Below are 10121 nucleotides of genomic sequence, written 5' to 3'. Positions count from 1 at the left end.
AATGCTATAATTTGGATTGCCACGTCGGGCTTTCAGCCCTCCTCGCAATGACAATATCACTTTATGCGTAAGTATTTTTTGTTACCTCCTTAATACATTGTTTCAAAAATAATGATGGTTGTTGTAGAAGGGTATATTATTGGAGGAGCCTATGAAATGCGAAGGTGACAAGGTCACTTATTTAAGTCCTCACTTGAATAATTGATGACTTAAATAAGTGCGTTAGCACCAGCGACGGAAATAATATACCCTTCTTAACTTAAGAAAAATCCAATAGTATTTTATCTAAACTCCAGGCATGAGCCAGAGAGGTACTCCTGAATATGTAGAACTTAATCCCATATTTTCAAAAAACTCATTTAAAGTAGTTCCTGTTATTTTTTGCAAGAAGTTCTTTTTTGGTGTCATATCTATTATATGAGGTTTGCCTTTTATATCAGCGAGTTTAGCTGCCAAGTTAATTGCATCTTCCTGAGTTCCTATTTCATCAACAAGTCCGTACTCCTTAGCCTGAAGACCTGTAAAAATTCTGCCGTCAGAAAATGCTTTTACTTTTTCAATATCAAGATTTCTACTATCTGCTACAGTTTCAATAAATTGATTATATGTGCTATCAATTAATTCCTGTAATATCTGCTTTTCATCATCACTTAAATAACGCAGATTTGAAAGAATATCTTTATAAGGTCCAGACTTAATAATTTCGTAATCAACGCCAACTTTTTTATATAAATCTTTAATTACAGCTGATCTAATTATTACTCCTATAGAACCGGTAATAGTACCAGGATTAGTCACTATCTTATCACCTGCTGCAGCAACATAAACACCACCACTAGCTGCCACATCTCCAAAAGATACAACTACTTTTGTATTTTTCTCTTCTTTAAGTTTTTTTATAGCTCCGTAAATTTCCTGTGATGCCCCAACAGTACCACCAGGACTATTTACTCTCAATACCATTGCTTTTATATCGTACTTCTTAACCGATTCTATTGCTTCCAGTATTCTCGATGCCGCAGGAGCATTTACAGCATCAATAATTATGCCTTCTAATTTAACAAGAGCAATTCTTTTATCCTCGAATAACCTATATTTTACTTTATTAAAACAAGTACCGAAATCTGCTATCATTTTCTATCCCCATAAAATAAATTATATAAATTTTATTGTTGAAGTGCTTTTTTAGCATTTTGCCACAAATCTTCTAATTCTGCCTGCGTATACTCAGTTAAGTCTTTTGTAGCAATTTCTTCCATTAATTGAAATCTTTTTGTAAACTTCTTATTTGCTCTTAAAAGTGCTAATTCAGCATCAACCCCATGCCATCTTGCAACATTGACAAGAGAAAACAGAATATCGCCGAGTTCATCTTCCATCTTTTCTTTATCTTCTTCTTCAACAGCCTGCTTAAATTCCTGAATTTCTGATTCTAAACATTCCCATAATGATTCAACATTCGGCCATTCAAACCCAACTTTTATAGCCTTTTTGCTAATTTGGGTTGCAGACATGAGAGCAGGTTGTGATTTTACTACACCTGATAAAGCTGATGTTCTTTCAGGCTTTTCTTCGCTTTTAATTCTTTCCCAGTTAACTAAAACTTCTTCAGTACCTTTAACCTTTGTTTCAGCAAAAACATGAGGATGGCGTCTGATAATTTTATCCGCAATAGTTTTAGCCACATCTTCTATATCAAATCTGGATTCTTCACTGGCTATCTGAGAATGTAAAACTACCTGAAGCAAAACATCACCAAGTTCCTCTTTTAAGTCTTCACAATTCCCACTCTCTATAGCATCAACAGCTTCATAAGTTTCTTGGATGAAATTTTCCCTAAGAGTCTCGTGTGTTTGCTCCTTATCCCATGGACACCCATCAGGAGCTCTTAATTTTTCCACCACTTCTATTAATCTTTGCAAATTTTCCAGATTTTTATGCGACATAATCAATCTTTTTTGGCCCAAAAGCACCGTATTGATGGAGTTTATCAATAATTCCTGTACTTACTTCCAACGAACTAGCTTTAGAAATAGGAATACCTTTAGCTTCAATTTCTTCAACAGTCTCTTTTGCTGCTTTAATAAATTTATCTCCGAATGTCTCTGACGAGTTAATTCTGGATGATTCCTTTTCCTGACTTTTCACAAAAACATCTCGGTCTGCTTCAACCCCCTTAAAACTACATCCATCTATTTTAGGTTGAGATAGGGTTCTGTCAGCCTTTTTCTCTGTACAGGAAATTCCCCCAGGAATTCTTGAGATTCTTGTCACTGGATTAATCATACAATCCACAGGCTCTCCTTTAACTCTCACAAATATTTTTACATGTTATTACTTGTTCTGATCTTATACAACATCACATTGGATGATTTTTAAAAACCTGAAAGTCAAAATAATAAACTATAACGATATTCCGGATTGTTTGTATGTCTGAGAAAACAAGTTCAAAACTATAAGTAAAGCAGGTAAAATAAGAAACGGTATTACTAGTATACCAATACAAGTACAAACAGACAATACTAATAATAGAGGAATTAAAAGCAAAATGATTATCGATAGACCAGCACTTGCAAGATAATCAGGAATTACCCTTGATATCCCGATAAATATCTTATCCAGCTTAAAAGCATCCTGAAAATTAAAATTATCTGCGTATGATGTCGCAATAAAAGGCAGAATTACTAGATATATTAAAACAAAAGGAGTAACAAACAATACAATGAAAGTCAAACTAAGTATAGACACTATAGGATTATCCCGATAAAGGCCAAATACTATACTACTAATCATAGTAGGAATTGCAGCTACGATTGCTATGATAAATAGATATAAAAAATTAGCTGCAAAAAAATACAACCCATATTTAAAATAACTTAAAAATTTAGAATCCCAATCAGGTAAAAGTGGAGTTTCGCCCTTAATTTCATTATGTACAGATTGCAAAACATATCCTACAGGAACAGCATAAATTAAAACACTAAATATAGTCATAAACAGACTGAAAATAGCTTCAATTCCTCTGGTTATAAGAGGCATTTGCGTACTATAATCGGAGATGGGTATTCTTACAACAGCATTTAAAAAGCCCATTATAGTATGTAAAATAAACACGGCAAAAAAGAATATTCCACCAATAAGCAACTTTTGAAGCCATAAATTGTCACGAAAAGGAAAATAAAAAGCTTTTTTAATATCAACACTCATAAAGCATACCTCTTAATTTCAATTTATAACTTAAATAAATGTTAGAGGGAAATTATGTAATTTGCTTATATTCCTTGTATGTTTGAGCAAATAGGTTCACTGTTATTAAATGTACTATTAAAACCAGGAATTGAGGAATTATTGCTCCAATACAGGTAAAAGTTAATATGAGATATACCGGTAACCAGAGTATCCAAAGACCTGCAAGGATTCCAAAACTTATTAAATAGTCAGAAAAAACTTTAGAAATCGCATTGAATATTTCTCTTAATTTAAATGCATCTTTCCAGTTAAAATTATCAGCATAAAATAAGGTAATAAAAGGGCTGACTATTGCAAATAAAAGTCCTAAAATCCCGCCTATTGCTCCTGCTGCATTACTAACATTAAAGTTAAAATTTAAAATAAGCGAAAATAACATTACCAATAGACCTATTATCACTGCGATTAACACTATGAAAAAATAATAACCAATATTAATTAGATAATAAATAAATCCGGTTTTAAAATAGTTAAAAAACTTAGAATCCCAATTAGGCAAAAGAGGTGTTTCATTTTTCACCTCATTATGTGCAGATTGTATAATATAGCCCATAGCAAAGGCTAAAACTGGAATATTAACAAGAGTATCAAGTACTGTCTGGATCATTGACTTGTCAAACTGAGTTAACTGGAGGTTTAATTGAGGAATTATTACTCTATCAAGGATAACATTTAATGCTATATTAACTAAAAAAGCCCCAAAAAAGAAAAGGCCACCTATTGCTATCTTTTGAGGCCACTCAGAATCAGAAAAAATAAAACGGAACGATTTCTTAACATCAATACCCATATCCAAATCTCCAAAAAAATAATATAAAAATAAAATAATGCTTATTATAAAGCATTATTTAAATAAATTAAATAAATCTATTTTAGTAATATCCATCATCTAATTTAAGTCCTCACTGGAATGATCGTTAATTTGATAATGTAGCCAAGAATTAAATTTTCTTACGTAATCACGAGGTGCTTCGCATTGTCATTGGTTAACAATTTTTTCAGTAATACGCAATGTCATCGCGAGGTTTCTAAAAGAAACCGTGGCGATCTTTCTAAGTTTGAATAATAAGGAGGTAACAAAAAATACTTACGCATAAAGTGATATTGTCATTGCGAGGAGGGCTGAAAGCCCGACGTGGCAATTCAAATTATAGCATTATTTAATGGATTGCTTCGCTTCGCTCGCAATGACAGATTTGCGTTTTAAAATACGCAATAATTTTTTGTTTGTTCCTTAGTTTTAATTCTAAAATGGATAGATTGCCACAGATTCCTTTGGAATCTTCGCAATGACAGGTGTACATTTTTTATTACACTTTTGACTATGATAAACTCATTGATCTAGCCTCTTTATTATCAATAGCCTTAATAAGATTTACCATTTCAATAGCGCTTTTTGCAGCTTCTGCACCTTTATTGCCAGATTTAGTGCCAGCTCTTTCAATAGCTTGCTCAATATTATCTGTAGTTAGCACTCCAAATATAACAGGTATTCCTGTTTTCAAGCCAACTTGAGCTATACCTTTAGCTAGCTCTGAAGAAACATATTGAAAATGAGGAGTATTACCTCTTATAACTGCACCAAGGGTGATAACCGCAGCGTATTCTTTAGTCTCAGCTAATTTACTTGCGATAGCAGGTATTTCAAAAGCACCTGGAACCCAGGCTACATCTACCATATCCTGAGATACTCCGTGTCTATTTAATGCATCGAGACAACCATCTAACAATTTTGAACCGATAAACTCATTAAATCTTCCGATTACTACTGCATACTTTTCTTTCCCTGCTGTTAACTTGCCCTCGTAAACGTTAACCATGCTTTTCTCCTTTATAACATATGATTTAATTTATCACGTTTTGTATGTAAATATCTTTCATTATGCTTATTCAGACATATAGGCAATGCTACTCTGTCGACAACTTCAAGATCGTATCCTTCAAGTCCTATAATTTTTCTTGGATTATTGGTGATTAATCTAAACTTTCTAAGTCCAAGATCAAGAAGAATCTGAGCGCCAACACCATAATCCCTTAAATCAGCTGCAAATCCTAAAGATAAATTAGCTTGAACTGTATCTTCTCCTTTTTCCTGCAATGAGTACGCTTTAAGTTTGTTTAATAAACCTATTCCTCTGCCCTCATGAGATCTTAAATATACAAGAACTCCCGCTCCTTCTTCATTTATCACATCAAGTGCAGCTCCAAGCTGATTGCCACAATCACATCTTAAGCTATGAAAAATATCTCCAGTCAAACACTCACTATGCATTCTAACAACGGGAACAGAGTTAGCAAAATCTTCCAGATTACCCTTGACTAAAGCAACATGCTCAATTTTATCTAACTCGTTCAAATAACCGTATATATCAAATTCACCAAAAATAGTAGGCAATTTAGCTTTTATTACTCTTTTTACAAATTTTTCCTGCTGCAATCTGTATGAAATCAATTGAGCAACTGTAATAAACTTAATATTATGTTCTTTGGCAAACTTAGCAAGATCATCTCTTCTAGCCATCGTGCCATCAGGATTCAAAATTTCGCAAATAACGCCAGCAGGGGTTAAGCCCGCTAATCTTGCAAGATCAACGCTGGCTTCAGTTTGGCCAACTCTTTCTAATACTCCGCCTTTTTTTGCTTCAATAGGAAAAATATGTCCGGGTTTTCTCAAATCCGAAGGTTTAGTATTAGGATCAACTGCTACTTTAATAGTTGTTGCTCTGTCTTTAGCTGAAATTCCTGTTGTGACTCCAAAAGCTGCTTCTGCATCAATGCTTATGGTAAATGCACAACCATGAGACTCAGTATTCTTATTCACCATTTGATACAGATTAAGCTCTTGAGTTCTTTCAGCAGTCAGAGTTAAACATATTAATCCCCTAGCCTCTGTTACCATGAAATTTATTATCTCAGGAGTGACTTTTTCTGCTGCACAAACAAGGTCACCCTCGTTTTCTCTAGTTTCATCATCCGCCACAATAACCATTTTGCCATTTCTAATATCTTGAATGGCTTCTTCAACAGTATTGTACATATATTCGTTTTTATTTTTTATACTTTCCATTCCTATATAAATCCATTCTGTTCAAGATAATTTACATTAATATTTCCAGTAGCATTATCAGACTTAGATACAAACTTTTCAACATATTTTGCAATAATGTCTGACTCCAGGTTAACCTTATCCCCGGGTTTTAAATACATCAAGTTTGTTGACTTTTCTGTCTGGGAGATAACTGAGATACTAAATATATTTTCTTGTAAAGAAGCAATAGTCAAACTAATTCCATTAATAGTTATCGAACCTTTATAGACCATATACTTTACAACGTCATTTGGAGCAGAAAAGTAATATAAATCTGCAATACCCTGATTTACTTTTTCTCTAAATTCTCCGATACCGTCCACATGCCCTGTAACCATATGGCCACCAAATCTACTCTGAGAAGACATAGCTCTTTCTAAATTAACCTTGTCACTTTCTCTAAAGTACTTAAAAGTAGTCAGATTCATAGTTTCAGGAGAAGCTTCAACGTCAAAACTATCGCTTCCATGCTTGACTACAGTTTGACAGGCACCATTAACAGCAACACTGTCACCTATATTAAGATCATCAAGAATCCTAGAACAATTAATCGAAATAACAGCTCCTTGAGCTATTTTTTCAATACTTCTAACCGTTCCTATTTCTTCAATAATACCAGTAAACATAATTCTTAATTAACACAAATAAAAGGCATAATAAAGTATTATCAGCTGTTGCCTAAAAGCTAACTTTTTTAAACTTCAGAAGTAAAGCTCTGTTCATCATCCTCTAACTGAGAAATATCAACAAATTCTTCATCATCATCGTTATATTGCAGAGGATTATCAATTTCAATATTAGAAACTTCATCCTCAATCATATCAATTTCCTGTTTAGTAAAATCTTTAATTTTGCCATCTTCAAGTTTTACAGCCACTTTACCATTCAAGAAATGTAAAGCAGAAACTCTACCAATACCATCAGGTGTCATAACACCACTTCCAACAGGTGGCATGCCGACTGCTGCTTCCATATATGTTGAATACTCATAATTCATACAGCATAATAATCTTCCACAAGACCCTGATATTTTACTGGGATTGATAGGCATTCCCTGATCTTTTGCAAGTTTTATATTAATAGAGCTAAACTGCTTCAACCAGGAACAGCAACATAACTCGTTACCGCATAATCCCAACCCTTCTAGTATAGAAGTTTCATCTCTAACACCAATATGGCGAAGATCAATCCTGACTTTTCTGAAAGTTTGAGTTAAATCTTTTAAAAGTTCTCTAAAGTCAACCCTGTAAGGTGCTGTAAAATAGAAAGTCAGCTTTTTCCTGTCAAAAGTATATTTTGTAGTAACTAATCTCATAGGAAGCTCGTGTTTTGTGATGAATTCTTCACACTTTTGATGAGCTTGATTTTCCTTTTCCTGAATCTCATCAAGAATCCCATACTCTTTTGGTGCTAATACTCTAACTAGAGGCAGGGGTTCAGGTAATTGATCTCCCCATTTTTTAAATACACAACAAGGTATTCTTAGAGCTTTAGTTACCTCTTCACCTTTCTCTGTTCTGACAATAATCATCTGTCCATGCTCAACTTTAGCAGTGTCAGGAATGACAATAGGATATAGCCTTTTTTTAAGTAACCTAACTCCAAATTTATACATATATTAATTTCCTTATTTCCAGCGATTTAGTTTTTGTATGTTCAATATTATTATACGATTTAAATTAAATTTTTAAAAATTTAAAGATATTTAAGCCTTAATTCTTTGCAACAACTCTATTCTATTTTATTCATACTCCTGGATCAATAATATAAAACGTATTTTTATCAAATTAAATCCTTGCAAATTCTTGTTTTCATAAATATGTTTCTAATTATAACAATTTTATAAGTTTTAGTTTAAAGATCATTTTTTCTGGGTATTTAGGAAATAGCAAAACAATATTAGAAAAATCATAAATGTTACATAATTTTAAAAATATAATTACAAGATTAAAATCCAAATGAAAATAGATTATAATTAACTAACTAAAGGGGGTGTTAAAGTACAAAGAAATTATTATTTAAAGAATAATTTTTGTTTAAATGTAGTATTAAAATTATTTGCGAAAGGTTAGGGCGACTATGAGAAAAGGTTTTACATTGCTTGAATTGCTAATTGTTGTAGTAATTCTAGGCATATTAGCATTAATTGCTGCTCCAACACTATTAAACGCTGCTGATCAAGCTAGAAATGGCGCTGTAAAAGCTAACATTAGTGCTGCTGCTTCATCAGTAACAAGCAGATTTGCTCTAAATGGCACAGAAACTGCAACACAAGTGGCAACAAACGTAGCAGCATCATTAAATACCAACAATAAAAACCCAATAACTGGCACAGGCGCTGCATACTCAACCACAGCAGGCGCAGCAGAAGGTATTGTAACATTAGTTGGAACCGATGCTACAGATTCAATTGAAATTAAAGGTTATGGCGTAGGCGGTACTGAATTAATAACTAAAGTAATCAATGCTCCACAATAGACTTTAAAAACCAATTAACTTAAAGAAAAACAGTCGTAGTAATATCTACGACTGTTTTTCTTTTAAGATTTTTTACTTTATTCAAGAATGACCGGTTAACTTAAGCAACATTTCTTATATTTTTTACCACTACCGCAAGGACAAGCATCATTACGTCCTACCTTTAGACTTAGAGAAGATGCTACACCTTTATTTGCAATGGTCATTAGCTCATTAAAAGCCTCTGATAAGTAAAGAACCGTTAAAGCAGAAAACCTTTTTTGTAAGTAATATTTTTCTTTATATTTATGCAATAGCTCCTGAATATCGAATGGTTTTTTAAGCTTTAATACTTCTGAAATTACTTTTATAAAACCATCCTTATTTTCTTCATAAACTCTTAAAATCGGAGCTGGAGGTATTCTGTCACTTTCCAAATATTGCATTATACAGGCTTTATAACCTTTAATTGATTTATAGTCATCAATTGAAAATATCTGCTTAAATGTTCCATAAAAAGGAAGAACTAACAAACCTGAATCAGGATCAAAAATAATGCCAACATCATAAATTTTTCCGTGTGAAGAAAATCCTTTAACAGCTGCCTGTATTGGATCAGAAATACCACCTGTTGCTTCTTTTATCTCAAAATAAGCAAATTCTTCAGGTTTATTAATAAATTTATCAATATCATTTGCTGATTCAGTATTATTTATTTCAATAAAATCGTTAAACTCGCTGAGCAATTCATCTACATATTGGCTTGTTGTAATAATTTCATCTTTTTTAAAATATTTCTGAAATTTTAATCCTAAATCCTGTACTGTTTGCTCAATTTCGGCCAACTTTTCTTGATTATTTGAATATAGCAATTCGGGATTTTCTAATTGTTGCATAACGATATATCTATACACATCTTCCCTGGCACCGGCTGGAATAACTTTATCTATTCCAATTAGATAATATTCATTTTCGTAAGGGAAAACTCGACAATGCAGATATTGCCCCGGTATAATTCCTCTGAAATTCACCATTTTTATTAGGACAAGTGACTGATATATTTTCTCATTTATAAGATTATAGAGCTCAAAACCATTATGAATCAGCCTTTTAATCTCAAAAACTGATAAAATAGACTTTTCCATCCCGGATAAAATATTTTTTTCGTCTTTTGTAATATTAGGGGTTTTCTCAACAAAAAGCTCAAAGATATTTTTATTACTCTCTGGTTTTCTTTCAAAAATATATGAAATTAGAGCAGACTGATATTCTGAGTTTGAGGTAATTCTATCCTTGATAGAATTAGTATATTTCTGTAGATCGAGTT

Annotated in this window: 10 protein-coding genes and 1 pseudogene; 1 reads left to right on the top strand and 10 read right to left on the bottom strand. The window is 32.6% G+C overall.

The window, feature by feature from the left end; genetic code table 11:
* Window positions 1-285: 285 nt before the first annotated feature.
* The 9 genes from A2255_07740 to A2255_07700 form a co-directional block, all read right to left on the bottom strand.
* Window positions 286-1134, bottom strand: coding sequence for a hypothetical protein (locus A2255_07740; protein OGI17279.1), 849 nt, complete (start codon window positions 1132-1134; stop codon window positions 286-288).
* 32 nt (window positions 1135-1166) lie between these two features.
* Window positions 1167-1946, bottom strand: a complete 780-nt coding sequence (locus tag A2255_07735; GenBank protein ID OGI17278.1) for a nucleoside triphosphate pyrophosphohydrolase — start codon at window positions 1944-1946, stop codon at window positions 1167-1169.
* Window positions 1936-2286, bottom strand: coding sequence for a hypothetical protein (locus tag A2255_07730; protein OGI17277.1), 351 nt, complete (start codon window positions 2284-2286; stop codon window positions 1936-1938). Before A2255_07730 ends, A2255_07735 begins: the two co-directional genes overlap by 11 nt.
* Window positions 2287-2403: 117 nt before the next feature.
* Entirely contained in the window at window positions 2404-3207 is an 804-nt protein-coding gene (locus tag A2255_07725; GenBank protein ID OGI17276.1) for a hypothetical protein, read from the bottom strand.
* Between the two features lie 52 nt (window positions 3208-3259).
* Window positions 3260-4039, bottom strand: coding sequence for a hypothetical protein (locus A2255_07720; GenBank protein ID OGI17275.1), 780 nt, complete (start codon window positions 4037-4039; stop codon window positions 3260-3262).
* Window positions 4040-4571: 532 nt separating this feature from the next.
* Window positions 4572-5069: a 6,7-dimethyl-8-ribityllumazine synthase gene (locus A2255_07715; protein ID OGI17274.1), complete on the bottom strand. Its 498-nt coding sequence runs from the start codon at window positions 5067-5069 to the stop codon at window positions 4572-4574.
* Between the two features lie 11 nt (window positions 5070-5080).
* A complete protein-coding gene (locus tag A2255_07710) occupies window positions 5081-6316 on the bottom strand; it encodes a bifunctional 3,4-dihydroxy-2-butanone 4-phosphate synthase/GTP cyclohydrolase II (protein ID OGI17273.1) in 1236 nt (411 codons plus the stop codon).
* A gap of 2 nt (window positions 6317-6318) precedes the next feature.
* The gene (locus tag A2255_07705; GenBank protein OGI17272.1) at window positions 6319-6963 is read right to left on the bottom strand and encodes a riboflavin synthase subunit alpha; all 645 of its coding nucleotides are present in this window, start codon (window positions 6961-6963) and stop codon (window positions 6319-6321) included.
* A gap of 68 nt (window positions 6964-7031) precedes the next feature.
* Window positions 7032-7952: a hypothetical protein gene (locus tag A2255_07700; GenBank protein OGI17271.1), complete on the bottom strand. Its 921-nt coding sequence runs from the start codon at window positions 7950-7952 to the stop codon at window positions 7032-7034.
* A 464-nt stretch (window positions 7953-8416) separates the two neighbouring features.
* Between A2255_07700 and A2255_07695 the strand changes: the two genes are divergently transcribed.
* Window positions 8417-8815 carry a hypothetical protein gene (locus tag A2255_07695; protein ID OGI17270.1) on the top strand — a complete coding sequence of 133 codons (399 nt, stop codon included), beginning with the start codon at window positions 8417-8419 and terminating at the stop codon, window positions 8813-8815.
* Window positions 8816-8910: 95 nt separating this feature from the next.
* On the opposite strand, the pseudogene A2255_07690 reads toward A2255_07695, so the two are convergent.
* Window positions 8911-10121 (bottom strand): annotated as a pseudogene (locus A2255_07690) (hypothetical protein).

It is taken from the genome of Candidatus Melainabacteria bacterium RIFOXYA2_FULL_32_9, from assembly GCA_001784615.1.
Lineage (GTDB): Bacteria > Cyanobacteriota > Vampirovibrionia > Gastranaerophilales > UBA9579 > UBA9579.
Note: the sequence above shows the minus strand (reverse complement) of the source record. Positions and strands in the feature narration are given on the sequence as shown.